Here is a 25,966-nt window from a genome sequence, read left to right on the forward strand (position 1 = left end):
GGCTACTCCTGGTCGATCGTCAGGTCGGCACCGAGCGCGGCCAACTTCGGCAGCAGGCTGCCGTATCCGCGCCGCAGGTGATACATGCCTCGGATCGTAGAGGTGCCCTCGGCGGCAAGGGCGGCGATCACGAGAGCGGTCACCGCCCGGATGTCCTCCCCGGCCACGTCGGCGCCGGTGAGGGCGGACCGGCCCCGGACGGTGATCACCGAGCCGGTCGCGTTGACGGCGGCGCCGAACGCCGCCAGGGCGGGCAGGTGGGTGTCGCGCTGGGTGTAGATCCGCTCGTCGATGCGGGAGGCGCCCTCGGCCTGGGTGAGGAAGGCGGTCAACTGCGGCTGCACGTCGCTCGGAAAGCCCGGGTGCGGGCCGGTGGCCATCTGCACCGGCCGCGGCCCGGCCGGGCTGCTGACGGCCGTTCCGCCGTCCAGCGGGTCGAGCTGGATTCCCGCGTCGGCGAACACCGACACCAGCCCGTCCGGGAACGCGGCCGACGGGAAGCCGTCCAGGTGAACGGTGCCGCCGGTGATGGTGGCGGCCAGTGCGAGGGTGGCGGCTTCCAGCCGGTCCGGTGGGACGGTGAACACTCCGCCCCGGATGCTGTCGGTGCCGGTGACGTTCAGGGCCGTCCGGCCCCGCCACTCGATGCCGACGCCGGCCTGCGAGAGCAGAGCTGCGGTGTGGGTGACCTCGGGCTCCACACTGGGGTTGAGGATCGCGGAGGTGCCCGGAGTGCGGGCGGCCAGCAGCATCGCAGTGACCGTCGCGCCCAGGCTCGGCCCCCACGAGCGGGTCTCGGCGTCGGTGATGAACGGCAGCCGCTTGCCGGTGAACCGCGCCCGAACCCGGCCCCGGTTCACCTCGACCTCGGCCCCTGCGGCCTCCATCGCGGCCAGATGCCGGTCGATGTAGCGGGCGCAGAAGGCGTCCCCGCCGGGGGTGGGAAAGGTGACCTTGCCGGTGCGTGCCAGCAAGGCGCCGCCCATCACGGCGGTGGTGCGGATGCGCCGTCCGAGGTCGTCCGGGATGACGGGGAAGTAGGAGTCGGCCGGCCGGGTGGCGAACTCGTCGTCGATCACGGTGGCGCAGGTGCCGGTGCGGTGCAGGATGTCGGCGACGACCAAGGTGTCCAGGATCTTGGGCGCACCGGCCAGGGTGAGCGGGTCGTCGGCGAGGATCGCGGCGGCGTACAGGTGTAGGGCGATGTTCTTGCTGCCCTGGACGGTGGTGGTGCCGGCCAGGCGGTAGCCGCCGGTGATGTGCACGGCGCGCTCGTCGCTCGTCGTGGTGGTGTCGGTGGTGGGCATGGTCACCTTCCCTGGCTTCCGGCCGGGAAGAAGCCCCCGACCTGGGCCTTCGGGTAGAGCAGGGTGCGGGGGCCGATGAGGGTGGCGGGCTGGAGGACGGTGCCGGCAGGGACGATCACGCCGTCGCCGATGACCGCGCCGAACTTGGTCTGGCCGGTGGCGACTCGGTGGCCGTCGAGGTGGGCGCAGACCTCTTCGGTGGCCGGTTCGGTGACCGGGCCGGAGGTGACCCGCAGGCCGGTGGTGGAGACGAACGCGCCGATGTTGACGCCGAGGCCGAGCACGGAGTCCCCGACGAAGCTGGTGTGCTTCATGAAGACGCCACCGGTCAGCAGGGAGCGGGTGACTTCGGCTCCGAAGCCGATGTGGCAGCCGGGGCCGACGACGGTGTTGTCGCGCACCCTGGCGCCGGCCTCGATTACCGCGCCGGGGCAGACCAGCACCGGGCCAGTGACGAACGCGCCTTCGGCGATGACGGCCCCGGGTGCCACGATCACGTGGCCGCGAACGCTGGCGCCGGGCTCGATGATCCCGCTCGTCTCCGGCAACGGGATGTCCAGGTTGCTGGCCAGTAGGTCGGTGATGGCCTTCTTGATGCCGAACACGGTCGGGCAACAGCTCAGCAGGTGCAGCACCACCGGGTCGGTGATCTGCTCGGTGTCGAAGTAGTAAGCGGGGGTGGTGCGGTAGTCGATGCGCTCCAACTCGGTGTGCAGCGCGGGCGCGTCGGTCAGCCGGTGCATGGCTGGTTCTCCTCGCGGGTGAGCGAGTGGAAAAGGCTCGGGGCGTTGTTACGTCCCCGTGTTGGTGGATGCGACTCGCGTGGATCAGCTGGCGCGATGCTGCGGGCAGGCGCAGTCGGGCCAGACCTCGATCCGGGCGACGTACTCGTCGGGGTGCGGGTTGGCGGCGATCACGCCAGATTCGTCGTAGCGGGTGCCGTCCTGCGCCACCCTGAACGTCCGGATAGTCAGACCCGGACGGCGCCTGGCGCGAGTGGCACGGTCCTCTTCGACGGTTGCGCTTGCCTCGCCTCCCGTCGGCGATCGCGCTTCCGCGACGTGTCCGGTCATGGCGTCGTCCATTGGATCCTTTCCATTACTGGCCGCGGGTCGGTGCGCCCGTGGCGCTGGACGGGATGATCGGCAGTGCCGCAAGCCACCCCGATCCTCACTCTTCGCTGTCATTTGTGCGCGGATTGCGAAGTGCCGTCAGCATGGCTGCGGGCGGTTACGCATCGATACGACGTCGTTGCCGTCATGGCTGCGTCGTCACTTGGCGCTGGCTGGTGTGGCCGACGACGTCGCGCGTCATGACCACCGTCATGGCTGCCGCCATCTGGCCCGAGAGCCCTCCGAACGGGTTTCCTGCGGACCGGCCATGGCTATCGTCAGAGCAGACGAACGGGGACGGAGAGGATTCGCAGTGGCCGAAACTCCCACGCTCTTAAGGGTCTTGACGCTGCAGCGACACTGGCAGGTCTACGAGACCTTCCGGATCCGGTTCGAGGCGACGGCGAACTCGGCCGCCGAGCAGGAGAACGACCCCCGGCTCCGGGGTCTGTCGGTCTCCAAGCGGCAGTTCGAGCGCTGGTACGGCGGCGCGGTGAAGACCCGCCCCTACCCGGACCAGTGCCGGGTGCTGGAGACGATGTTCGGCGTCAGCGTCGACCTGCTCCTCGCCCCCGCACCGGCCGCTTCCCTGGCCGCGTCTGCGGTCGCCGCCTCCTTCGTCGTCCCGCCACCACGGCCGGTCCCTGTCCTTCTCCCCTCCGAGCAGGCAGTGACACTGCTTGCCGGTGGCCCGTCCAACAGGGAGACCCGCTTCGACGCGGGCACCATGGAATTGGAAAGGCAGGTCGCGATGGCGGCTCGTCGCGCACTTCGGTTCACCGCGATGGCGGAGGGCAGCAGCATCGGCCCGGAGACCCTGGGCCAGATCCACGACGAGGTACGGCGACTGACCGTCACCTACCCCAGGCTGGCGCTGCCGACCCTGCTCGGCGACCTGGTCGAGGTCCAGGACCTCACCTTCCGGCTGCTGGAACACGGCCGGGTCAAGCCCCTGCAGGCCCGTGAGCTGTACCTGCTCGCCGGGATCACCTCCGGCATGCTCGCCAAGGCCAGCCACGACTTGGGCAACCCGAGCGCCGCGATGATGCAGGCCCGCACCGCCTTCGTGTGCGCCGACAACGCCGACCACCACGCCATGCGCGCCTGGGTCCGCTCGCTCCAATCGCTCATCTCCTACTGGGCGGGCCGCCCCGCCCAGGCCGCCGAGTACGCCGCCCTCGGGCAGAGCGCGGTCGGCGACGTCCGTGGCACCACCAGCGTTTGGCTGGCCTGTCTCTCCGCCCGCGCCCACTCCCTCCTCGGCGACGGCGAGGGCACCCGCTCCGCCATCCAACAGGCCGAGGATGCCCGCGCGGCCGTCGAACCCGATGACCTCGACGCGTTCGGCGGCATCATGACCTTCCCCGTGCCTCGCCAGCTCTACTACGTCGCCGAGGCCACCGTGCAGCTCGGCGAGGACCCAGCGCTCGGCGAGAGCCAGTCCGAGGCTGCCGTCACCGCCTACCGCGACGCCTCCGAGGACGAGTGGGCCTTCGGTGACGAGGCCGGTGCCCAGACCGATCTCGCCCTCGCCCGCATCGCCCGGGGCGAGATCGAAGGTGCCGCCGAGGCCGTCCGCCCGGTGCTCGACCTCCCCATCGAGCAGCGGAACTTCGGCATCGTCAGCAGCGCTCAGCGCGTCCATGCCGCGCTGAGCGTCGATGGCCGTCGCAACGGCATCGTGGGCGTCAACCTGCAGCAAGAGATCGAGGCCTTCACTGCCACCCCGACCTCGGTCCTCGTCCGGTGACCCCACGGATAGGCTCCGCAGCCATGACCCCAGTCCACCTGGCCGGCCCCCGCCTGGCCCTGCGCGAAGTCGACCCCGAGGATACCGACGACCTCCTGGCCGTCTACGGCGATCCCGAGGCCACCCGGCACCTCAGCTTCGAACCCCGCACCCGCGAGCAGGTCCAGGCGATCACCGCCCGCTCCATCGCCTCCGCGAACGCCATTCCGCGAACCGAGTACTGCCTCGCCGTCACCCGGCTCGGCGAGCACCGGCTGATCGGCTACGCGCGCCTGGCCACCGAGCCGCAGCAGGCCGCCACCATCGGCTTCGCCCTCCACCCGGCCGAGTGGGGCAAGGGCCTCGGCACGGAAACCGTCCACCTGTTGTGCGCCCTCGGCTTCAACGCCCTGGGCTTGCACCGCATCTGGGCGGCCCGCTCACCGCTCAACGAGGCATCGGCGCGCACCCTGTTGCGGGCAGGCATGACGGAGGACGGGCGGATCCGTGACCACGTCTTCGTCCACGGTGCCTGGCGCGACTCGATCACCTACTCGATCCTGGAGCACGAGTGGTCGCCGAACGGTGTGCTAGGGATCGCCGCCGAGCACGAGAACTGAGTTCCGGGCCTACGGGCCTGGCGACGCAGCACCTTCGCGACCTCCCTGCTGGCCATGGCTTCGGGGGCTGCCTTCGCACCCCTGGGCGAGGGCAGATGCGTGTGGCGGGCGGTAGGACCGTCCCGACGCGACAACTTGCTCGGTCAGGAGCGGGCCGGGGTAATGATGACTTACCCCACAACTTGCTCCGGCCTCCGGCGGTCTGACCTGGGTCCGGATCACAGGTGAACTCTTGTAGCCAGGGGCTGCCAATGTGCTGGCAGTGTTCTTTCTAGGCTCATGCAGACCAATCACGGGACGTTACGGCGTGCGGTGGAAGCGCGGAAAACTGCTCGAAGGTAGGGCGTTCACGGCGAGGCGTACACGCGAGCCCCCTATTAGAGGGGGCTCGCGCGTGAACGCTCGGTCGCGTGGACGGCGTGTGCGCCTCCGTGATCGCTCTACCTGCGGTTTCTTTGTCGAGCGTGGACGGCGTGAACGGCTTTCGCAGGGCTCTCTGCGGAAGGGGCGGGTGGACGGTCCCATGCACGGTCCACGCACGGAAGCTGCCCCCGTGTCCACCGGCGGGCCGGTTGCGACGGTTGGCGTTGCCCGCTGGCCGACGCGGTCACCTCAGTCAGTCAGTCCGGTCGGTCAGAGTGACCGGGGTGGCCGGAACCCCGGTCACTGCGGTCGGTCAGTACGACGGACCGGCCGCGGACGCGGTCACCCGTGCTGTCCCCGATCACTCCGGTCGCGGTGGCGGTCAGGAGACGGCGGTGATGTGTCGGACGGACGGGCGGTAACGGGCCTGCTGGCCGCCCCCGGCACCACCAGCGGCGCCTTCGGCCTTGACCGCCAGCCCGCTCCTGATGGGCCCCGGCGCCGCGACCGCGCGGCGCCGGGGCCCATCCTTGGTTCTCTTCGATTCCCTGGGCCCCCTCCCCTCCCCTCCCCTCCCCTCCCCCTCCCGCCGCCTCCCCCTCCGCCCTCGTCAATCCGCACCCCTAGCCGAGGCCGCGCTGCAGCGGCAACCCCGGCTCACCCGGGAGGCTTACGGCGTACCGGAGTTGGACCGCATCGGGTGGTGCGCGGTGACCGGCCGCCGGAACGGTTCGTTGGTCGGTGCGGCACACCGCACCGCCGATCCGAAGAGGTCCCCGTCATGTCCGAACCCTCTGCCACGCCGCAGTTCCCGAGCAGCCCGACCGGCTCGGCCACCGGCGGCTCGGCCGGGCCCGCGACCCCCAAGACCCTGCTTGAGCAGATGCAGGAACTGCTCGCCTCGGTGACCGCGGACCTCGCCGCGCTCCAGTCCGACACCCGGGACACCGCCTCGGCCGCCGCCTACCCGGCCTGCACCGACACCTCCGCCGCTCCGATCTCGCCGGGCGCCCGGTAGTCCGGCGCCCGCTCCTCCTCCGTCGGCCCGCCGTCACCTGGCGGGCCGAGCCGGACCACCAGTAACGGCAAAGCCTGACCGGCCCGTTCGGGCTCCGCGCCACCGAGCGCCGTACGCCGCTCCCCTCCGCCCCGATCGGTCGCCTCGCGCAACCGCGCGGCCACGTCCTTGCAGTCCGACACCGCGTCGACCCCGTCGATGCACGTCCAGTAGAGGCTCTCGGTGTCGGCCCCGCAGGCCAGCACCACGAGCGTCTCCCCGACCTCCCTCAGCAGTTCGTCCAGCGCTCCCAACGCCGCCGCCGGTTCGCCGACTTCGGTGAGCCGGCCGGCCCGGCCGCCGCTCACCAGGGCGTTCGTGGCGACGGACCGTTCCAGGCAGACCGCCGCATGCGCCCCCGCCTCGGAGAGCTGCCGGCCGAGCCCCGTGAGTTCATCGTCCTCCGACTCCGCGAGCCGGGCGCCCACCGCCTCCGCGAGCAACGCGGCCTGCCGCGCCTCGGCCAGCACGTCCGGCACGTGTCTGGCCTCGGCCAGGGCGTGCCGGGCCGTCTTGATCAGTCGCAGCGCCTCCATGGCCCCGCTCCTTCCGCTCGTCGTCGCCGTCGACCAGCACCGCCGCCGGGGCGGTGGGGTGGTCACGAGGAGAGCGTGCGGGGAAGGCGGGGTGGGGTGCATCCACCCTTTCAAAAGCTGTGGAAAACCCGGGGGCTGTGGATAACTTCTGTCCCTCGGACAGGTGATCAGGCCAGGCCCGGATTGACATCGGTCGCTGTCCCCGGGACCGGGAAGCGGTGCTCGTTGCGCTCGATCTTGGCGGCGAGCGCCTCCAGCGGGTCCACCCCGACCGCCGTGCAGAACTGCACCAGGTACGCCAGCACGTCCGCGACCTCGTCGCGCACCCGGTGGGCCCGGTCCGGGTCCGACATCACCGCGGCCGCCTGTTCCGGCGTGAGCCACTGGAAGATCTCCAGCAGCTCCCCCGCCTCCACGGTCAGCGCCGCCGCCAGGTTCTTCGGCGTGTGGTACGGCTCCCACCGCCGGGCCGCCGCGAACTCCACCAGCCGCTGCCGCAGCCCCTCCAGAGTCGGCTCCCCAGGCTGCACGACACCCCCGGACGCCCCGGACGCCGCCGACTCCCCCGACCTCGTCACTCGCTCGTTCACGCTCCCAGGTCTACCGCATCCGCTCCCCCGACCGCAGCCGGGGCGTCCCCGCCCCCAGCCGCCGCCGAGCCCCCGCCGACCGCCGGGCCCTCCTCCCCGTGCCCGCCCTGGACCGGCACCCGGGCCGCCTCCGGCCGCAGCACCGTCAGCCCCGTCGCCGGATCCCGCCGGCACTCCACCAGCGCCACCGCGCCCGCCCGCTCCTCGCCCGCCCCGAACGCCTCCCGCGCCGCTGCCGGCTCCTGCAGCGCGGCCACCACCCGCAACTGGTTGCGCCCCGCCATGTCCCGCGCGAGCCGCAGCAGCGAGGCGGCCTGCTCGGTGGCGAGCCCGGCCCCGAGGTCCTCGGCGAGCACCGTGAGCTGCCGGTGCGCCCACGGCACCTCGGCGGCCACGTCGAGGTCGAGCACCCCGGCCCCGGTCAGCAGCACCGCCGCGAAGGCGAGGTGGCGCAGCATGCCGTCGGAGGCCTGGTCGGCGCCGGTGCGCCCGAGCACGCCCTCGTCGAAGACCGCCAGGACCCGTAGCCCCGTCCGGGTCTCGCGCTCGGCGAGGGTGAGCCCGAGCAGCGGGTGCGGCGCGGCCTCCTGGACGGCCCGCAGCAGTTGCCCGTACCGGCGCGGGCACTCGTGGGCGAGCCGGTTGATCAGGGCCGAGATGTTGGCGGCGTTGCTGCGCAGCCGGGCCTGCGGGTCGGCCTTGGCCCAGCCGCGCATCAGCGCCGGGACGGGGTGCAGCGGGAAGACCTCGCGCAGCGCGGTGAGCAGGTCCTCGGTGGCGGCGAGGACGAGCCGTTCACCGGTGGAGGAGCCGGCCACCCGCAGCGGCAGCTGGGCGGTGATCATGGTGCCGCTGGGGAACGGCGCCCGGATGTCCCCCTGCCGGGTGTCGTTGTGCCAGCAGACGTTGACGCGCCCGTTGCGTACGTCCTGCTCGCCGGTGTCCATCAGGGTCCGGCCGTCGAGGGTGAGCGACTCCCGGGCGATCCGGACCGCCCCGTCGGTGCGGATCACCAGGTCGAGCCGGATCCGGCCGCGCGGCGAGCGGACGGTGCAGCCCAGGATGACGGCGTCCCGCCCGTGCGGCACGCAGCCGCCGAGGCCCCCGCGTACGGGCGTGGCGAGCGGGCCGGTGCGGTCCCGCAGCCCGTCCAGGGAGCCGGCGATCTCCTCGCCGAGGGCGAGCCGGGACAGTACGGCGAGCGCGTCGAGGGCGTTGGACTTGCCGACCCCGGCGGGCCCGTGCAGCACGGTGAGCGGTGCGAGCGGCAGGACGGCCCGCCGGTAGGACTTGAAGGCGGTGAGCCGCAGCTCCTCGACGGTGGGGCGCGGCACGGGCGGCCGGTCGGGCCCCGGGGCGCCCGGGCGCAGTTGGGCCGGCCCGGCGGGCGCGGCGGCGTCGCGGTTCACCCGTCGGACGTTAGCCGCAGCCCGACGGGGCGAAACGTGCCTGCTGGGCAGATTCATCCCAACGTGGCGGGCCTATCGCACGCCGCTGACCTACGGCCGGCGGTACGCGGCCACCGTCACCGAGGCGGTCACCTCGACCGGTTCGGGCAGGTCCGCCAAGGCGGCGGCGAGCCGGTCGGGGTCGGTGTGCCAGGCGCTCGGCCCCATGCCGACGACGGTCCGGACGTCCTGGGCGGAGAGCCGCAGGGTGAACTCGACCGACTGCCGGCCGGTCGGCGTGAGGTACGGGCCGAGCTTCTCGTCGATCCGGCGCTGCTTCTCCTCGTCGACCGACAACAGGCCGAGGGCGGCGACGAGTTCGCGCAGGTGGCGGGCGGTGGGCGAGACCAGCAGCAGGGTGCCGCCGGGGCGCAGCACGCGGCGGATCTCGGGGCCGTTGCGCGGGGCGAAGACGTTGAGCATCAGGTCGGCGGTGGCGTCGCGCAGCGGCAGCGGGCGCCAGGCGTCGCAGACCACGGCGCCGATCCGGGGGTGGGCCTTGGCGGCGCGGCGCAGCGCGTACTTGGAGATGTCGAGGGCGGCGCCCGCCCGGCCGGGCAGGGCGTCGAGGACGTGGGCCAGGTAGTGGCCGGTGCCGGCGCCGAGGTCGGCGACCAGGCCGTCCGGTCCGGCCTCCGCCTCCGCCGCGGCACCCGTCGCCGCCGCGGCAGCGGCGACCGAGGCGGCAGCGGCGACCGAGGCGGCGGCAGCGGCGAGGGCGTCCGCGATCGGCCGGTAGTGGCCGGCGGCGAGGAAGTCGGCACGGGCTGCGACCATCTCGGCGGTGTCGCCGGTGCCGGTGTGGGCGTCACCGGCGAGGAGGCTGACGTAGCCCTGCTTGGCGAGGTCGAAGCTGTGCCCGGCGGGGCAGCGCAGGCTGCGCTCGTGCCGGGTGAGGTCCTGCGCGCAGTGGGGGCAGGCCAGGTAGGGCTCGATGTCCTGCAGCAACGTTCCGTCTTCTCTCGCCGTTCGGCCCCGGCCGGTCGGGGGCGCCAGCCAGCCTAACCACCCCGGCCCGTCGACGGCCGCCCCCGCTGCGCCGACACCGGCCCACCGGCCCCAGTGCGGGCCGGGCGAACGCCCGCACCGGCACCCCCTGCTCGGACACCGCCCCGCACCGGTCACCCCGACGCCCCGAACCTCCCCCGTTCCCCCGCCACCCGCAGCGCGAGCCCCGCAAGGGCCTCCGGCGCACCGGGCCGCCCGCGTACCCCCGGAAAGGCGTTGACGTCGACGATCACCGGCTCGGCGGCCCCGTCCAGCAGGTCGACCCCGTACACCTGCAGCCCGAACACCTCCCCCACCCGCAGGGCGAGCGCGGCCCGCCGGGCGGACGGCTCCCATTCCGCGGCCGACCCCGACTCGCCGTCACCGCTGGAGAGTTCGGACCGCCTTCGAGCCGCGAACACCTGACCGTCGACCACCCACAGCTTCTGGTCCCAGCCGTTGCCCCGGACGTACGGCTGGGTGACGACCTCCTCCTGCGGCCACTGCCCGGCGAGTTCCCGCAGCCGCGCCGCTCCGTCGACCAGGGCCACCAGGTCGTGGCGTCGGCTGTGCCGGCTCTTCACCACGAACGGGTATTCCTGGCCGGGGAGTTCGCCCAGCGGCCCGGCCGCGAGCGTCGCCGCGAACGGCAGTCCGGCGCCCCGGGCCAGTCCGGCCATCCGCACCCGGTCCTGGCAAAGCTCCGTCGCCGCGGCCGAGTTGACCACCGGCGCACCGCGCCGCTCCAACTCCCTTGCCAGCGCAAGCGCTTGCGGCGTACGTGCCTTGAGCAGATAGACATCGGCGAGCGAACCCCCACCGGCACCGCCCCCACCGGCACCGCCGGCACCCGCACCGAAGGGCACGACCTCCACCCGGCACCCGCGCCGCTCCAGCACCGCGGCGGCCGCCGCGAGCACGGGGTGCCCCGGGTCGCCCGTGATCAGTCCGACCCTCACCGCAGACCTCGCCTCACCGCAGACCTCACCTCAGGCCTCACCGCAGACCCCCGTCCACCAGGCCGAGCCGCCCGTAGTCCGCGCCGCCCGCCGGCACCAGCGCGGGCGCCGACACCGCCGTGCCGCTGCGCGCGAGTCGCAGCACCGCCCGGGCGACCCGCTCCACCGCGTCCGGCACCTGCCGGAAGCTGGGGAAGTCGTTGACGTCCACCACCACCGGCCCGTCCGGCCCGAGCAGCACGTCGATGCCGTACAGGTCGAGCCCGAACACCTCGCCCACCTGCGCGGCGATCCGCGCGACGCTCGCCGGCAGCGGCACCGGCCGCTCGCGCACGCCCTGCCCGGGGTGCAGCGGGGATTCCCGCTCGGTCGCGAAGAACTCGCCGTCGACGCAGTAGACCTTGAGGTCCGTGCCGTCGTTGGGCACGTACGGCTGCGCGATCAGCAGCCCCTCCCCGGCGAGTTCGGGGCCGAGGCCGACCAGGTCGTCGGGCCCGGCCACCAGTCGTACGCCCCGCCCGGAGCTGCCGTCCGCGGGTTTGACCACCAGCGGGTACTCGGCGGCCGGGATCTCGGCGAGCCGCTCCCAGCGGGCGGCCGCGTAGGTGACCGGGGCGGGCAGGCCGCGGATGCGGGCGATCACCGAGGCGAGCGCCTTGTCCCGGACGCCGCGGATCGAGCGGACGTCGTTGACGGTGGTGAGGCCCACCGCGGCGGCCGCCTCCAGCAGGGTGAGCCCGGGACCGCCGGAGACGGTCTTGAGCACCCAGGCGTCGTGGCTGCCGGCCCGGACCGCCTCGGAGATCACCAGCAGCGAGTCGCCGGGGCGCAGCACGTCCACCCGGTGCCCCCACGCGGCGAGTTGACGCGCCACGTCCAACGGCATGCCGTCCCGCCGGTAGCGCTCCTCCACCAGAAAGCAGAGCCTCATGGGCCTGACTTCCCCCCTTGCCTCGCCGAGTGCGGACGTCCGCCGTCCCCCTCGGCAGAGCTGTGAAGGGCTCAGCATGCCCGGCGTACACGCACAAGATCGCCGCGAGCGGGTAATCGTTCGGCAACAATCGTTCGCAACATTCGAACGCCGACGGCCGGACCGCCCGCCGCCGAGCCGCCGTCAGCTGACCGACCGCCCCACACCCAACTGGCGAGCCGCCGTCAGCCGCCCGACCGCCCCGCACCCAACTGCCGAGCCGCCGCCGAGCCGCCGTCAGCCCGCGGACCACCCACAGAAAGCGGTGGCGCCCCACCGCCGCCCCTGCTTGGATGCACGCCGTGACTTCAGCTGATCATGCTCCGGACAGTGCCCTGCTCGACGACCTCGAGCGCTACTACGACGCCGCGCCCCGCAGCGCCGCCACCGCCGAGGACTTCGGCCCGTTGACCCTGTTCGTCCGCCGCGGCAGCACCGGCTGGCACTACTACGCCCGCCCCACGCCCGGCCACGAGGGCCCGGCCGCCACCGCCGACGACGTCCGCCGGGTGCTGGAGCGGCAGCGGGAGCTGGGACTGCCGGAGGCCTTCGAGTGGGTGGCCGAGCAGAACCCCGAGCTGCGCACGGCGGTGGAGGCGGCCGGTCTGACGGTGCACGAGCACCCGCTGCTGGTGCTCGGCCCACAGGACGGGACGACCTCGACGCCGGCGCTCCCGGAGCGGACGGAGGTGCGGGTGCTGGCCGCGGACGCCCCCGAGCTGGCCCACGCGGTCGCCGTCCCGCACGTGGCCTTCGGCAATCCGGGCACCGCCGCCGGCAGCGCGGGCGCGGCCGAACTGGCCGTGAGCGCGGCCACGTTGACGGCCGATGGCGGGGTGGCGCGGGTCGCGCAGCGGATCGCCGACGGCGTCACCGCGCTGGCCGCCGTGCTGGAGGACGGCGCGGTGCTGTGCGCGGGCCAGCACAACCCGGTGGGCGCGGTCACCGAGGTGGTCGGGGTCGGCACGCTCCCCTCCGCCCGGCGGCGCGGGCTGGCCCTGACGGTCACCGCGGCCCTGGTGGCGCACGCCCGCGCCAACGGCGTACGGACGGTGTTCCTGTCCGCCGCGGACGAGGACGTCGCCCGGATCTACCGCCGGGCCGGCTTCCGCCCGTTCGCGACGGCCCTCGTCGCCGAGCCCGCGACCGAGCCTTCCGCCTAGCCCGCGACCTAGCCCGCGACCTAGCCCGCGACCTAGCCGGCGACCCAGCCCGCCCCCGCGGACGCCGAAGCCCGGACGCACCGACCCACCGGCACAGGCACGGGCACGGGTCAGTGGCCCACAGGGCATGGCCCACGGAGCACGGAGCACGGGGACGGCGGACGCACCACTCAGTCGTCGTCCCCGTCCTCGTCCTCCGCCCCCGTGACCTCCTCCCCCGCGGCCTCGTCGACCACCCAGGCCGCCAGCCGTTCGGCGACCCCCGACACCCCCAGCCGCCCTTCCCGGATGGCCCGGGACAGGCTGCGCACCTCGCGGGCGGTGGTGGCGACGGTGCAGCCGCTGGCGACGAGGTAGGCGTAAGCGACGGCGGTCGCGAAGAGCTCGTTGGTCTTCTCCAGGGCGGGCACCCGGATCAGCTGGTGCATCAGCGCGGCCGCGCGGTCCTGCGGTTCGGGGTAGACGGAGATGTCGAAGATCTCGGCCTGGTGCCGGGTGACGGCCGCGAGCAGCGAGCCGTAGTCGGTGACCTGCGGGTCACCGGGCGTGTACTGCTCGGCGGTCATGAGCAGCCACGAGAGGTCGACCTCCAGTTTCAACGGCGCACGTCCTGGAGCTCGCCCGACTCCCCGAACTCGGCGAGGAAGGCCGTCTCGTACTCCTTCATGAACTGCGCGGCGGCGTCGATGAAGGCCCGTCCGGACTCACCCATGTCCTGCTGGACCAGGCGTTCGATGTACTGGTTCATGCTGATCCCCTGCTGCTCCGCCCGTTCCCGGGCCATCTCCGCGGTCGTGGCGTCCACTCGGACGTTCAGCTGCTTCTTGCCCATGCCGTTCAAGCTAGCGCCGAAGCGCTAGCACAACAAGGGCGCACGCACACCGCACGCACACCTGCCGCACGCCCCCGCGCAACCTGTCCGTCACCGCACCGCCCCTCCAACCGCCCGCCGAACCCTCCCCGCGCCCCTCCCCCGGGCCGACCCCGCACGCCCCCTCAGGGGCTGGTACCCCGCCGACGGTGCCCCGGAACGGGGTTGAATACCCTATGGCGTGACCTCTATCGCCCCCGTGCCGGACAGCCCCACCGCTGTCGCCCCGCCCCCCAGCCCGGCCGCAGCTCCGGTGCCCCGCGCCTCGGCGAAGCCCAAGCGGCTGCCCGCCCTGGACGGCTTCCGGTTCGTCGCCGCGATCCTGGTCGTCTGCTTCCACCTCTCGTCGATGTGGTTCCTCTGGGGCAAGTCCCCCGCCGACGTGCTGCCCCGCGACTACGTGCGGTTCACCTCGTACGGCTGGCTCGGCGTCGAGCTCTTCTTCATGATCAGCGGCTTCGTGATCTGCATGAGCAGCTGGGGCCGCGGCATATCCCAGTACTTCACCTCTCGCGTGGTGCGGCTCTACCCGGCGTACTGGTGCGGAGTGATCATCACGTCGGCCGTCACGCTCTACTTCGGCGGCGCGACCAGCAGCCCCACCAAGTGGGACCGCCTGGTCAACCTCACGATGCTCCAGGAGCCGATGGGCGTCACCTACGTCGACAGCGTCTACTGGACGCTCTGGGTCGAGCTCCGCTTCTACCTGCTGTTCGCCGTCGTCGTCTGGATGGGCACCACCTACCGCCGGGTGGTGGCGTTCTGCGTCATCTGGACGACCGCCGGCATCCTCTCCCTGGCGACGGACTCAAAGGCGCTGCAGTACGTGCTGGCACCCAACACCACACCGTTCTTCGTGGCCGGCATCGCGTTCTACCTGATGTACCGGTACAAGCAGAACCTGCTGCTGTGGGGCATCGTCGGCTTCTCGTTCGTCCTCGCCGAGCACAACGTGATCGAGCGGCACCGGATCGTCGAGCACGACATCCGCCGCCACCTGGCGGAGTGGCCGACCCACTTCGTGGTCGCCGTCTTCTTCGTGATCATGGCGGGCCTCGCGCTCGGCTGGTTCAACCGCCTCGACTTCCGCTGGTTCACCAGCCTGGGCACGCTGACCTACCCGCTCTACCTGCTGCACTGCGAGATCGGCTGGACGATCATCATCCACTACCGCGACCGGGTCTCCCCCGGCGTGCTGGTCGCCTCGCTGACGGCGTCCTCGCTGGTCGCCGCGTGGCTGGTGCACAACCTGGTGGAGAAGCGGCTGGGCCCGCGCCTCAACAAGGCGCTGAAGAACACCATGGCCACCCTCCCCCGCACCTGACCCTCCCCCGCGGCCGCCCGACGACCCGCCCCGCGTCCGACCGGGCCTGACTTGAAGAGTGCTGCACCTTCCGGGACTCTGAACACTCCTGAGCGTTCCCCGAGCGGCACCGACCGGTTTTGTGGAGGCCGGCAATGACAGCCATGTTCGACCAGGAGCTGCGCGAGCAGCTCGCCCAGGCCCGGCGGGACCTCGCGGCGGCCCGGGCCGAAGGGGACGCCGACGGCGTCCAGGCGTACGAGGGCCGGGTCGCCTCGCTGCTGCGGCTCGCCGCCCAGCACGGCATCGACCTGCCGCACAGCGCCGACGAAGAGGAACACAACGAGTAGCGGGCGCGAAGGACGGCCCGCGCCCCGCGAACGCCGAGGAGGCGGCACCCCGTACGCCACGGGGTGCCGCCTCCTCGGCCGTCCGGAGGACGGTCGGGGTCACGCCCCGACGGGCTCCAGGATGGCCACGCACTCGAAGTGGTGCGTCATCGGGAACAGGTCGAACGCCCGCAGCGAGACCGGCCGGTAGCCGCCCTCGCGGAAGAACCCGAGGTCCCGGGCGAGCGCCGCCGGGTCGCAGGCCACGTACGCGATCCGGCGCGCCTCCAGGCCGACCAGGTGCGCGACGGTCTCCCGTCCGGCGCCCGAGCGCGGCGGGTCCAGCACGATCAGGTCGGTGGCGGTGATGCCGGTGCGCGGCAGCAGCGACTCGACCCGGTCGCACTCGATCCGCACGTTGTCCAGCGCGGCCAGGTTGTGCCGGGCGTCGACGACCGCCTGCTTGGCGGACTCGATGCCGAGCACCGCGCCGTCCTCGCCGACCCGGTCGGCCAGCGCGCCGGCGAACAGGCCGACCCCGCAGTACAGGTCGAGCGCGCTCTCGCCCCACTGCGGGTCCAGGCCGTCCAGCACCGCGTCGACCAGGGTGTCCGGCGCCTCCGGGTGGATCTGCCAGAAGCCGCCGTTGCTGACCCGCCAGGTGCGCCCGGCCGCCCGCTCCCGGACGAAGCCGCGCCCGTGCACCTTGTGCACGTCGCCCTGGTCGTCGACCCGGGCGATCGACACCGGCTTGTCCAGCTCGACCAGCGGCAGCTGGGCGCCGTCGCGCGGGGTCAGCACCACCTGGCGGTCCGAGGAACCGGTCGCGGCGAACGCCTCGACGCTCGCCACGCCCGGCCAGTCGCGGGACTCGATGCCCAGCTCGGTGACGCCCTCGGCGGCGATCAGGCAGCGGTCGATCACCTGCACGCCGTGCGAGCGGTGCTTGCGCAGCCCGACCTTGCCGCTATCCGCGTCCACCGTGTACTGCACCCGGGTGCGCCAGGCCGGCACCTGCCCGGCCGGCAGCTTGGCGCCGACCGGCTCGACACTGCCGTCCCAGCCGGCCTCGGCCGGGGTGAGCCCGGCCAGCTTCGCCAGCTGCTCGGTCAGCACCGCGGCCTTCAGCTTGCGCTGCCCGCCGGGGGTGACGTGCTGCCAGTCGCAGCCGCCGCACTTGCCCGGCCCGGCGAACGGGCACGGCGCCTCGATCCGGTCCTTGGCGGGCTCCAGCACCTCCACCGCGTCCGCGCGCAGGAAGCGCGAGGTGGAGGTCCCCTCGGTCACCTGGGCGACCACCTTCTCGCCGGGCAGCGCGTGCCGGACGAACAGCACCCGGCCCTCGTGCCGGGCCACGCAGTGCCCGCCGCCGTGCGCGACCGGGCCGACCTCGACCTCGTAGCGCTCGCCGACCAGCGGGTCCCCGGACGGCGTCTCCGGTCGCGACGGCCGCGCGGCACCGCGCAGCGCCTTCGGCGGCCGCACCGCCTGCTTGCGCGGCGCCTTCGCAGCGGCCCCGGCCGCGCCCTTCCCGTCCTTGGCGGGCTTCCCGTCCCGGACGGCCTTCTCGGCCCGGGCGGGCTTCTCCCCGCGACCCGGCTTCTCGGCCCGTACCGGCTTCTCGACCCGGGCCGGCTTCTCCGTCGGGGCCTCCCCCGGCACGACCGGCGCCGTGCTCACGGTCAGCCCGTCACGGTCGGTGGCCTCCGGCCGGCGCGGCTTGCCCCAGCGCGGCCGGGACACCTGTCCGGGCTGGGAGCCGCCCCGACGGGCGCCCTTGCCCTTGCCGGAGGCGCCGGAGGAGCCCGAGGAGCGGGGCGGAGTGTTGCGCGTCACTGGGAGGAGTCCTTGCTGCGGTCGGAGGTGGCACCGGTGCTGGCACCGGCACGGACGGAATCCTTCGACTTTACGGCCTTCGGCGCCCTCGGCTCGCCACGACGGACGGATCCCGGCGCCGACCAGGCCTTCTGCGGCTTGCGCCGCTCCGAGGACTCCAGCTGCCAGGGCACCGAGGTGACCATCACCCCGGGCTTGAACAGCAGCCGTCCCTTGAGCCGCAGCGCGCTCTGGTTGTGCAGCAGGTGCTCGTACCAGTGGCCGACCACGTACTCGGGGATGTAGACCGCGACCACGTCCCGCGGGCTGCTGCGCCGCAGGTTCTTCACGTAGTCCAGGACCGGCCCGGTGATCTCCCGGTACGGCGAGTCCAGCACCTTGAGCGGCACCTCGATGCCGCGCTCGTCCCACTCCCGCCGCAGCGCCGTGGTGTCGGCCGGGTCGACGTTGACGGTGATGGCCTCCAGGGTGTCGGCGTGGGCCAGCCGGGCGTAGGCGAGGGCGCGCAGCGCGGGCTTGTGCAGCTTGGAGACCAGCACGATGGCGTGCACCCGGGTGGGCAGCACCACGTCGTCCGGCTCCTCGGCGGCGGTGAGCTCCGCGGAGACCCGGTCGTAGTGGCGGCGGATGCCCTTCATCATCACGAACAGCACGGCCATCGCGGCGATCGCGATCCAGGCGTGGCCGATCTTGGTGACCAGGACGACGATCAGCACGGCCATGGTCATCACCAGGCCGAAGCCGTTGATCGCCCGGCTGCGCTGCATGTGGCGCCGCGTCGCCGGGTCGGTCTCGGTGCGCAGCAGCCGGGTCCAGTGCCGGATCATGCCGGACTGGCTCATGTTGAAGGAGACGAAGACGCCGACGATGTAGAGCTGGATCAGCCGGGTCGGGTCCGCGTTGAAGGCGATGATCAGCAGGATGGCGGCGATCGCCAGCAGGATGATGCCGTTGGAGAAGGCCAGCCGGTCGCCGCGGGTGTGCAGCTGGCGCGGCAGGTAGCGGTCCTGGGCGAGGATCGAGCCGAGCACCGGGAAGCCGTTGAAGGCGGTGTTGGCGGCCAGCACCAGGATCAGGCCGGTGACGGCGGCGACGAAGTAGAAGCCGGGGGTGAAGTTGTTGAAGACGGCTTCGCTGATCTGGGCCAGCGCGGTCTTCTGGTGGTAGCCGGGGCCGGAGCCGACCAGCTGTTCGGCCGGGTTCTCGGCCATCTGCACGCCGGTCAGCCGGGCCAGCCAGATGATGCCCATGAACATCACCACGGCGATGCTCGCCATCAGCAGCAGCGTGGTGGCCGCGTTCCTGCTCTTCGGCTTGCGGAAGGCCGGCACGCCGTTGGAGATCGCCTCGACGCCGGTGAGCGCCGCACAGCCGGAGGAGAAGGACTTGAGCAGCAGGAAGACCAGCGCGAACCCGGAGAGCGAGTCGTTGCCGGGGATGGCGGCGAGGTGGAAGCCGGAGCTCTCGGCCGGCATGGACTGGCCGAGCACGAAATGCCGGAAGACGCCGTAGCCGACCATGCCGATCACGCCCGCCATGAAGGCGTAGGTGGGCACCGCGAAGGCGGAGCCCGACTCGCGCACCCCGCGCAGGTTCATGCCCATCAGCAGCACGACCACGACCACCGACACGATCATCTCGTGGCCGCGCAGCGCCGGGACGGCGGAGACCACGTTGGCGACGCCGGAGGTGGTGGACACGGCGACGGTGAGCACGTAGTCGACCATCAGGGCCGCGGCGACGACCAGTCCGGCGGCCGGGCCGTGGTTGACGGTCGCCACCTCGTAGTCGCCGCCCCCGCTGGGGTAGGCGTGCACGTTCTGCCGGTAGGACGCGACGACGGCGAGCATCACGACCGCCACCACGACGCCGATCTGCCAGGAGAAGTGGATGGCCGATACGCCCGCGATGGAGAGCGTGAGGAGGATCTCCTCCGGGGCGTACGCGACCGAGGAGAGCGCGTCCGAGGCGAAGACGGGCAGTGCGATCCGCTTGGGGAGGAGCGTCTCCCCGAGCTTGTCACTGCGCAGGGCACGCCCGATCAGGAGGCGTTTCGGAAGGTCAGTCGGCATAGGCACGTTAAGGAATCGTAGGGGTTTCCCGGCAGGGCTTGCGCCGTTCATCCCCCCCTTCGTCGCGACTGTGTTCGGTGGACCGGCTAGCGTGTCGGATACGAGTCGGTGGGCAACACTCTGGTTGTCGGGCTGAGTCCGGCCGACGCCCCACGAGAACCCTCGCCCCGGAATGCCCGGGCGGGAAAGGGAGATGAACGGTGTTTGCGCAGGTCAAGAACCCTTCGGGACGGGTGAGGTAGCGCCGGTGCACATCGTCATCATGGGCTGCGGCCGCGTGGGCTCGGCCCTCGCGAGAACCCTGGAGAAACAGGGCCACTCGGTGGCCGTGGTCGACCAGGACCCGACCGCCTTCCGCCGGCTGGGCGCCGGGTTCAACGGGCGCCGGGTGACCGGGGTGGGCTTCGACCAGGACACCCTGCGCGAGGCGGGCATCGAGGAGGCCGGTGCCTTCGCCGCCGTCTCCAGCGGCGACAACTCCAACATCATCGCCGCCCGGGTCGCCCGGGAGACCTTCGGCGTGGAGAACGTCGCGGCCCGGATCTACGACCCCCGCCGCGCCGAGGTGTACCAGCGTCTGGGCATCCCGACGGTGGCGACGGTCCGCTGGACCGCCGACCAGATGCTGCGCCGGCTGCTGCCGAGCGGCGCCGAGCCGCTGTGGCAGGACCCGAGCGGCAGCGTGCAGCTGGCCGAGGTCGCGTACCACCCGGACTGGGTGGGTCGGCGGATCAGCCTCCTGGAGGAGGCGTCCGGCGCCCGGGTGTCGTTCGTCACCCGGCTCGGCGAGGGGATGCTCCCCTCGCCGCAGATGGTGGTGCAGGAGGGCGACCTGGTGCACGTGATGCTGCGCCGGGCCGACCTGACGGCCGTCGAGGCCGCGTTCGCGCAGGGGCCGAAGGAGGAGGGTCACTGATGCGGGTCGCCATTGCCGGTGCCGGTGCCGTGGGCCGCTCGATCGCGGGCGAGCTGCTGGAGAACGGTCACGAGGTCCTGCTGATCGACAAGAACCCGAACTCCATCTCGGTGGAGCGGGTGCCCATGGCGGAGTGGCTGCTGGCCGACGCCTGCGAGATCACCTCGCTGGACGAGGCGGCGCTGCAGCGCTGCCACGTGGTGATCGCCGCGACCGGTGACGACAAGGTCAACCTGGTCGTCTCGCTGCTCGCCAAGACCGAGTACGCGGTGCCGCGGGTGGTCGCCCGGGTGAACAACCCGAAGAACGAGTGGCTCTTCAACGAGTCCTGGGGCGTGGACGTGGCCGTCTCCACCCCGCGCCTGATGTCCGCGCTGGTGGAGGAGGCGGTCAGCGTCGGCGACCTGGTCCGCCTGATGCGCTTCAGCCAGGGCAACGCCAACCTGGTCGAGCTGACCCTGGCCGGCGAGGCCGAGCTGGTCGGCACCCGGGTGGGCGACGTCTCCTGGCCGCAGGACACCGCGCTGGTGAGCATCATCCGCGAGGGCCGGGTGCTGGTTCCGGGCAAGGACGACACCCTGGAGGGCGGCGACGAGCTGCTCTTCGTGGCCGCGCAGGAGCGCGAGGAGGAGCTGGAGCAGCTGCTGTCGGCGACCTCCGGCGCCCAGTAGGAGCCCGGGAGGAGCCCGGGAGGAGCCCGTGCGCCCCATGGGCGCGCACGCGCGAGTACGGCCGAGGGCCCGCACCCCCGTCATGGGGGTGCGGGCCCTCGGCCGTACCGGTGGGAGCGGCTACTTGGCCGGCTCCTCCTCGTCGTCGACCGGCGCCTTGATCGGCGGCGGCGCCTTGAGCAGGATCTGCCAGGTGACGTACATCGCCAGCAGCAGCGGCGGGATGCCGAGGGCGACCTTCAGCCAGCCGAGCAGGTTGACGTTGTGGGTGAAGTACAGCGGGAAGAGGATCACCGGCTTGAGGCCCATGATCACCACCCAGGCCCAGGTCGCCCTGGTGTAGGCGGCGAGCCGGCCCGGGTTCTCCTTGCGCCAGGTGAACATCTCGCCGGTGATCGGGCCGAGCATCAGTCCGATCATCGGCCAGCGCACCAGGGCGGAGACCGCGAAGCCGGCGCAGTAGGCGACGCTCCAGAGCAGGCCGGGCAGGTAGAAGTCCTCGGCCTTGCCGCTCTTCATCGCGATCCAGGCGCCGAGGGCGACGCCGAACACCCCGCTGAACGCGTGCTGGATGGTCTCCCGCCGGACCAGCCGGGCCACCACGAACAGGGCGCTGAGGCCGAGCGCGGCCCAGGCCGCGGCGCTGACCTGGTGGGTGATGTTGTAGGTGACGATGAAGACCAGGCCGGGCAGCGTCATGTCGATCATGCCGCGCACGCCGCCGAAGGCCTGGAGGACGGTGTCGGCGGCCTCCTTGGAGGCGGCCTGCCGGGCGGCCTCCGCGGCCGCCGGGTCGAGCGGCGGCTCGGCGGCGGTCGGCTCGGTGCCTTCGATCGACCGGGCCAGTCCGTCCACGGCCTCCGCGGCGGCGGCGTCCTGCCAGGCCGCCACGTCGGCGGCGTCCAGGTCGATCCGGGCGGCGGCGTCTCCGCCGGGGTGGTTGCTCACGCTCATTCGCTCCCGTGTCCGACCGGACGCAGTTCGTAGCGGGGGTTGAACAGCACGCGGCGCCCGCGTGCGTGGCTGATCCGGCCGCTGGCGACGAGCCGGCGGCCCGGTTCTATGCCCGCGATCGAACGGCGACCCAGCCAGACGACCTCCAGCGCCTCGGTTCCGTCGAAGAGCTCGGCCTCCAGGGCCGGCACCCCGGCCCGCGGGCGGAGCGTCACCGTGCGCAGCGTGCCCGCGACGGTGACCAGCTGCCGGTCGGCGCAGCCGGCGATCGGCGTGCAGCCGGACTCGGCGGCGCTCTCCTGGCGCAGGTCCTCGGCGTCCAGTTCCTCGGCCGAGGTGGTCAGCCGGCTGAGCATGCGGCGGAATCGCCCCGGCGGCTGGCCACTGCTGTTGTCACCACTCATGTCGGCAGGGTACCGGTTTCGGTGCCCCCGGCGGCAGGCGTCGCCTCCGCCGGGGGGCCTTTCGGCGGCCGGGCGGTCAGCTCTCGAAGCGGTAGCCCATGCCCGGTTCGGTGATGAAGTGGCGCGGGTGCGAAGGGTCGCGCTCCAGCTTGCGGCGCAGCTGGGCGAGGTAGACCCGCAGGTAGTTGGTCTCGGTGCGGTAGGCCGGGCCCCAGACCTCCTGGAGCAGCTGGGTCTGGCTGACCAGTCGCCCGGCGTTGCGGACCAGGACCTCCAGCAGGTGCCATTCGGTGGGCGTGAGGCGTACGTCGGTGCCGTCCCGGTTGACCTTCTTGGCGGCGAGGTCGACGGTGAAGCTCTCGGTGACGACCAGCGAGTCGTCCTCCCCGGCGACCGGCTCGGCCCGGCGCACGGCGGCCCGCATCCGGGCGAGCAGCTCGTCCATGCCGAAGGGCTTGGTCACGTAGTCGTCGGCGCCGGCGTCCAGGGCCTCGACCTTCTCGTCGGAGGCGTGCCGGGCCGACAGCACGATGATCGGCACCCGGGTCCAGCCGCGCAGCCCGCGGATCACCTCGACGCCGTCCATGTCGGGCAGGCCCAGGTCGAGGACGACGACGTCGGGATGGCGGGCGGCGGCCAGTTCCAGCGCGGTCGCCCCGTCATGGGCCGCGTCGACCTCGTACTTGCGGGCCTTGAGGTTGATCACCAGTGCGCGGACGATCTGCGGTTCGTCGTCCACGACGAGGACCCGGGTCATTTACGGGCTCCGCCTTTCAGGCTGTCGGATCTTACGGACTGTGTCTTGGCTGTTCGTACGGCTCGTACGGCGCGGTCCGCCGGGTCTCACGTGATCAGTTCGGAGAGCGGGTCCCGGCCCTCGCCGCCCGGCGCGTCCGGTTCGGGCAGCTCGGGCTGCTCGGGCGGCCGTTCCGCGGCGGGCAGGCTGACGACCATGGTGAGGCCGCCGCCGGGGGTGTCCTCGGCGGTGACGGTACCGTCCATGGCCTCGACGAACCCGCGCGCCACCGCGAGCCCGAGGCCGACCCCGGCGCCGCGCGGCGCGTCCCCGTAGCGCTGGAACGGCGCGAAGATCCGCTCCTTGGCGTCCTCGGGCACACCCGGCCCGCGGTCCACGATCCGCAGCTCGACGCGGCCCGGCCGGCCCGGCTGGTGCAGGGCGTCGGCCTTGACCAGCACCTTGACGCCCTCCGGGCTGTACTTGACGGCGTTCTCGACCAGGTTGGCCAGCGAGCGCTCCAGCAGCCCGCCGTCGGCGCGGATCATCGGCAGTGTCTCCGGCACCTCCAGCCGCACGGCCTCCGGCGGGACGCCGCCGAGCGCGTACGGCACCACCTCGTCCAGGTCGGTCTCCTGGATCAGCGGGGTGACGGTGCCGGTCTGCAGCCGGCTCATGTCCAGCAGGTTGTTGATCAGGTGGTCGAGCCGGTCGGCTCCGGCCTCGATCCCGGCCAGCAGCTCGGCCTCGTCCTCCGGGTCCCACTGGACGTCGGCCGAACGCAGGGAGGTCACCGAGGCCTTGATGCCCGCCAGCGGGGTGCGCAGGTCGTGCGAGACGGCGGCCAGCAGGGCGGTCCGGATCCGGTTGCCCTCGGCCTCCCGGCGGGCCGCGGCGGCCTCCCGGGCCAGCCGGCGGCGCTCCAGCACCACGGCGGCCTGGGCGGCGAAGGCCCCCAGCAGCCGCCGGTCCGTCCCGGGCAGCACCCGGCCGCGCAGCACCAGGGCCAGGCTCTCCCCGACCGGGACGTCGACGTCGGCCTCCTCGGGGCGCCCGGGCGGGCGCGGCCCGGCGGTGGCGACGGGTGCCCAGCCGCCGGTCGGCTCGGGGCGCTCCAGCAGCGCGGCGCTCTCCTGCCCGAAGGTCTCCCGGACCTGTTCCATCAGCGCGGTCAGCACTCCGTCCCCGTTCGGGGCGCCGCGCAGCACCGTGCCGGCCAGCGCGCTGAGGGTCTGCGCCTCGGCCTGGGCGCGGGCCGCCTGGTGGGTGCGCCGGGCCGCCAGGTCCACCACGGAGGCGACCGAGCAGCCGACGATGGTGAATATCGCCACCGCCATGATGTTCTGCGGCTCGTTGATGGAGAAGGTGTGCAGCGGCGGGGTGAAGTAGAAGTTCAGCACCGAGGAGCCGACCAGCGCCGAACCGATCGACGGCAGCAGCCCGCCGACCAGCGCCGCGCACACCGTGAGCGACAGGAACAGCAGCATGTCGGTGGACAGGCCGAGCCCGCCGATCGTGGTCAGCACCAGAGCCAGCACCGGCGGGCCGGCCAGTCCGATCAGCCAGCCGGCGATGGTCCGGGTCCGGCCCAGGTCGGTGATCCGCCGCACGGGTATCTTGTTGCGCCGCCCGTGCCCGGCGTGCTCGTGGGTGACCATGTGGACGTCGATGTCCCCGGCCTTCTGGGTGACCAGGGTGCCGACGCCTGGCCCGTAGACGTACTGCCAGCGGGGCCGGCGGCTGGTGCCCAGCACGATCTGGGTGGCGTTCACCCCCCGGGCGAAGTCCAGCAGCCCGTCGGCCGGGTCGTCGCCCAGGACGTTGTGGAAGGAGCCGCCGAGGCTCTCCACCAGCGCGCGCTGCTCGATCAGCGTCTGCGGGGAGCCGGTGCCGGCGAGCCCGTCGGAGCGGGAGATGTGGACGGCCAGCAGCTCGCCGCCGGAAACGCGGGCGGCGATCCGGGCCGCCCGGCGGATCAGCGTCGCCCCCTCGGGGCCGCCGGTCAGGCCGACCACGATCCGCTCCCGGGCCTGCCAGGTGCCCTCGATGCCCTGCTCGGCGCGGTACTTCTGCAGGTACTCGTCGACCCGGTCCGCGGTCCACAGCAGCGCCAGCTCGCGCAGTGCGGTCAGGTTGCCCGGGCGGAAGTAGTTGGCGAGTGCCGCGTCGATCTTCTCCGGCATGTACACGTTGCCGTGCGCCAGCCGCCGTCGCAGCGCCTGCGGGGACATGTCCACCAGCTCGATCTGGTCCGCCCGGCGGACCACCTCGTCCGGGACGGTCTCGCGCTGGCGCACCCCGGTGATGCCCTCGACGGCGTCGCCGAGCGACTCCAGGTGCTGGACGTTCACGGTGGAGATCACGTCGATCCCGGCCGCGAGCAGCTCCTCGACGTCCTGCCAGCGCTTCTCGTTGCGGCAGCCGGGGACGTTGGTGTGGGCCAGCTCGTCCACCAGCGCCACCTGCGGGCGGCGGGCCAGTACGGCGTCCAGGTCCATCTCGGAGAACCGCGCGCCGCGGTGCACCACCTGCTGCCGGAGCACGACCTCCAGCCCGGCCACGAGGTCCGCGGTCCGTCGCCGGCCGTGGTCCTCCACGAACGCCACCACGACGTCCGTCCCACGCTCCTGCCGCCGGTGTGCCTCGGCGAGCATGGCGTACGTCTTGCCGACCCCGGGGGCCGCCCCGAGGTAGATGCGCAGCCTGCCTCGTCCCATGAGCACCATTCTTGATCCGGCTCAGTCCGGGAGCCACCCCCGGACACCTGTTCCCCCTGCCTTCGAGACTACGGCGTGGGCCGCAGCATTCCAGTGATCAGTGCACTGATCATGCGGTTTTAGCGGCATATTGACGGAGGAGCAGCCACTCGGCGGGGGTCGATCGGGGGCCGGCGGCCCGTTCTCCGCCGAATCTCCACCGGATTCCCGCCGGCTTTCCGGGAAACGCGAAGAACCCCCATCCGGAATCCGGATGGGGGTTCTTCTGAATGATTGTTCGGCGGCGTCCTACTCTCCCACAGGGTCCCCCCTGCAG

Annotated in this window: 25 protein-coding genes; 8 read left to right on the forward strand and 17 right to left on the reverse strand. The window is 72.7% G+C overall.

Features of this window, described 5'->3' with window-relative positions:
• Positions 1-2 precede the first annotated feature (2 nt).
• The 3 genes from ABTY61_RS15500 to ABTY61_RS15510 all read right to left on the reverse strand — a co-directional run bounded on the left by ABTY61_RS15500 (position 3) and on the right by ABTY61_RS15510 (position 2,392).
• Positions 3-1,307: a UDP-N-acetylglucosamine 1-carboxyvinyltransferase gene (locus tag ABTY61_RS15500; protein WP_350505480.1), complete on the reverse strand. Its 1,305-nt coding sequence runs from the start codon at positions 1,305-1,307 to the stop codon at positions 3-5.
• A 2-nt stretch (positions 1,308-1,309) separates the two neighbouring features.
• Complete coding sequence (locus ABTY61_RS15505) at positions 1,310-2,050, reverse strand: LbetaH domain-containing protein (RefSeq protein WP_350505481.1); 741 nt, start codon at positions 2,048-2,050, stop codon at positions 1,310-1,312.
• 84 nt (positions 2,051-2,134) lie between these two features.
• Positions 2,135-2,392, reverse strand: a complete 258-nt coding sequence (locus ABTY61_RS15510) for a hypothetical protein (protein ID WP_350505482.1) — start codon at positions 2,390-2,392, stop codon at positions 2,135-2,137.
• Between the two features lie 370 nt (positions 2,393-2,762).
• Between ABTY61_RS15510 and ABTY61_RS15515 the strand changes: the two genes are divergently transcribed.
• The 3 genes from ABTY61_RS15515 (at position 2,763) to ABTY61_RS15525 (ending at position 6,149) form a co-directional block, all read left to right on the forward strand.
• Positions 2,763-4,169, forward strand: coding sequence for an NsdA family TPR-like regulatory protein (locus tag ABTY61_RS15515; RefSeq protein ID WP_350505483.1), 1,407 nt, complete (start codon positions 2,763-2,765; stop codon positions 4,167-4,169).
• Between the two features lie 23 nt (positions 4,170-4,192).
• Positions 4,193-4,768, forward strand: a complete 576-nt coding sequence (locus tag ABTY61_RS15520; protein WP_350505484.1) for a GNAT family N-acetyltransferase — start codon at positions 4,193-4,195, stop codon at positions 4,766-4,768.
• A 1,144-nt stretch (positions 4,769-5,912) separates the two neighbouring features.
• On the forward strand, positions 5,913-6,149 hold the full coding sequence (locus tag ABTY61_RS15525) for a hypothetical protein (RefSeq protein WP_350505485.1): 237 nt from the start codon (positions 5,913-5,915) through the stop codon (positions 6,147-6,149).
• On the opposite strand, the gene ABTY61_RS15530 is transcribed toward ABTY61_RS15525, so the two are convergent.
• The 6 genes from ABTY61_RS15530 to ABTY61_RS15555 form a co-directional block, all read right to left on the reverse strand.
• Complete coding sequence (locus tag ABTY61_RS15530; protein WP_350505486.1) at positions 6,095-6,724, reverse strand: DUF6099 family protein; 630 nt, start codon at positions 6,722-6,724, stop codon at positions 6,095-6,097. The genes ABTY61_RS15525 and ABTY61_RS15530 overlap by 55 nt on opposite strands.
• A gap of 167 nt (positions 6,725-6,891) precedes the next feature.
• Positions 6,892-7,254: a nucleotide pyrophosphohydrolase gene (locus ABTY61_RS15535; protein ID WP_350505487.1), complete on the reverse strand. Its 363-nt coding sequence runs from the start codon at positions 7,252-7,254 to the stop codon at positions 6,892-6,894.
• 56 nt (positions 7,255-7,310) lie between these two features.
• Entirely contained in the window at positions 7,311-8,723 is a 1,413-nt protein-coding gene (locus ABTY61_RS15540; protein WP_350505488.1) for an AAA family ATPase, read from the reverse strand.
• A gap of 90 nt (positions 8,724-8,813) precedes the next feature.
• Complete coding sequence (locus ABTY61_RS15545) at positions 8,814-9,710, reverse strand: putative RNA methyltransferase (RefSeq protein WP_350505489.1); 897 nt, start codon at positions 9,708-9,710, stop codon at positions 8,814-8,816.
• A gap of 173 nt (positions 9,711-9,883) precedes the next feature.
• Positions 9,884-10,708 (reverse strand): ATP-grasp domain-containing protein, encoded by an 825-nt coding sequence (locus ABTY61_RS15550; RefSeq protein WP_350505490.1) that lies wholly within the window; start codon positions 10,706-10,708, stop codon positions 9,884-9,886.
• Between the two features lie 37 nt (positions 10,709-10,745).
• The gene (locus ABTY61_RS15555; RefSeq protein ID WP_350505491.1) at positions 10,746-11,639 is read right to left on the reverse strand and encodes an ATP-grasp domain-containing protein; all 894 of its coding nucleotides are present in this window, start codon (positions 11,637-11,639) and stop codon (positions 10,746-10,748) included.
• A gap of 341 nt (positions 11,640-11,980) precedes the next feature.
• On the opposite strand from ABTY61_RS15555, the gene ABTY61_RS15560 reads away from it, so the two are divergent.
• The gene (locus tag ABTY61_RS15560; RefSeq protein ID WP_350505492.1) at positions 11,981-12,841 is read left to right on the forward strand and encodes a GNAT family N-acetyltransferase; all 861 of its coding nucleotides are present in this window, start codon (positions 11,981-11,983) and stop codon (positions 12,839-12,841) included.
• Between the two features lie 170 nt (positions 12,842-13,011).
• Here the strand turns inward: ABTY61_RS15560 and ABTY61_RS15565 are convergent, their stop codons facing one another.
• Together ABTY61_RS15565 and ABTY61_RS15570 are read right to left on the reverse strand one after the other, a co-directional pair.
• Positions 13,012-13,440 (reverse strand): fic family toxin-antitoxin system, toxin component, encoded by a 429-nt coding sequence (locus ABTY61_RS15565; protein ID WP_350505493.1) that lies wholly within the window; start codon positions 13,438-13,440, stop codon positions 13,012-13,014.
• Complete coding sequence (locus ABTY61_RS15570) at positions 13,437-13,673, reverse strand: toxin-antitoxin system HicB family antitoxin (RefSeq protein WP_270146936.1); 237 nt, start codon at positions 13,671-13,673, stop codon at positions 13,437-13,439. The genes ABTY61_RS15565 and ABTY61_RS15570 overlap by 4 nt, the downstream gene beginning before the upstream one ends.
• 220 nt (positions 13,674-13,893) lie before the next feature.
• Here ABTY61_RS15570 and ABTY61_RS15575 point away from each other — a divergent pair, with 220 nt between their 5' ends.
• Positions 13,894-15,036, forward strand: coding sequence for an acyltransferase family protein (locus tag ABTY61_RS15575; RefSeq protein ID WP_350505494.1), 1,143 nt, complete (start codon positions 13,894-13,896; stop codon positions 15,034-15,036).
• A gap of 134 nt (positions 15,037-15,170) precedes the next feature.
• A complete protein-coding gene (locus tag ABTY61_RS15580; protein WP_350505495.1) occupies positions 15,171-15,365 on the forward strand; it encodes a hypothetical protein in 195 nt (64 codons plus the stop codon).
• A gap of 99 nt (positions 15,366-15,464) precedes the next feature.
• Here the strand turns inward: ABTY61_RS15580 and ABTY61_RS15585 are convergent, their stop codons facing one another.
• Together ABTY61_RS15585 and ABTY61_RS15590 are read right to left on the reverse strand one after the other, a co-directional pair.
• Positions 15,465-16,811 (reverse strand): class I SAM-dependent RNA methyltransferase, encoded by a 1,347-nt coding sequence (locus tag ABTY61_RS15585; protein WP_350505512.1) that lies wholly within the window; start codon positions 16,809-16,811, stop codon positions 15,465-15,467.
• 365 nt (positions 16,812-17,176) lie between these two features.
• Complete coding sequence (locus ABTY61_RS15590; RefSeq protein WP_502895322.1) at positions 17,177-19,252, reverse strand: APC family permease; 2,076 nt, start codon at positions 19,250-19,252, stop codon at positions 17,177-17,179.
• 247 nt (positions 19,253-19,499) lie between these two features.
• Here ABTY61_RS15590 and ABTY61_RS15595 point away from each other — a divergent pair, with 247 nt between their 5' ends.
• Positions 19,500-20,168, forward strand: a complete 669-nt coding sequence (locus ABTY61_RS15595; RefSeq protein WP_350505497.1) for a potassium channel family protein — start codon at positions 19,500-19,502, stop codon at positions 20,166-20,168.
• A complete protein-coding gene (locus tag ABTY61_RS15600; RefSeq protein WP_350505498.1) occupies positions 20,168-20,839 on the forward strand; it encodes a potassium channel family protein in 672 nt (223 codons plus the stop codon). Before ABTY61_RS15595 ends, ABTY61_RS15600 begins: the two co-directional genes overlap by 1 nt.
• 120 nt (positions 20,840-20,959) lie before the next feature.
• Here the strand turns inward: ABTY61_RS15600 and ABTY61_RS15605 are convergent, their stop codons facing one another.
• From ABTY61_RS15605 to ABTY61_RS15620, 4 genes are all read right to left on the reverse strand, one after another.
• Entirely contained in the window at positions 20,960-21,787 is an 828-nt protein-coding gene (locus tag ABTY61_RS15605; RefSeq protein ID WP_350505499.1) for a DUF3159 domain-containing protein, read from the reverse strand.
• Positions 21,788-21,789: 2 nt separating this feature from the next.
• Positions 21,790-22,197: an OB-fold nucleic acid binding domain-containing protein gene (locus ABTY61_RS15610; protein ID WP_350505500.1), complete on the reverse strand. Its 408-nt coding sequence runs from the start codon at positions 22,195-22,197 to the stop codon at positions 21,790-21,792.
• A gap of 76 nt (positions 22,198-22,273) precedes the next feature.
• Positions 22,274-22,954, reverse strand: coding sequence for a response regulator (locus ABTY61_RS15615; RefSeq protein ID WP_350505501.1), 681 nt, complete (start codon positions 22,952-22,954; stop codon positions 22,274-22,276).
• An 86-nt stretch (positions 22,955-23,040) separates the two neighbouring features.
• The gene (locus ABTY61_RS15620; RefSeq protein ID WP_350505502.1) at positions 23,041-25,650 is read right to left on the reverse strand and encodes an ATP-binding protein; all 2,610 of its coding nucleotides are present in this window, start codon (positions 25,648-25,650) and stop codon (positions 23,041-23,043) included.
• Positions 25,651-25,966 lie beyond the last annotated feature (316 nt).

Origin of the sequence: Kitasatospora sp. NPDC096128 (assembly GCF_040303105.1) — a bacterium.
Taxonomy (GTDB): domain Bacteria; phylum Actinomycetota; class Actinomycetes; order Streptomycetales; family Streptomycetaceae; genus Kitasatospora.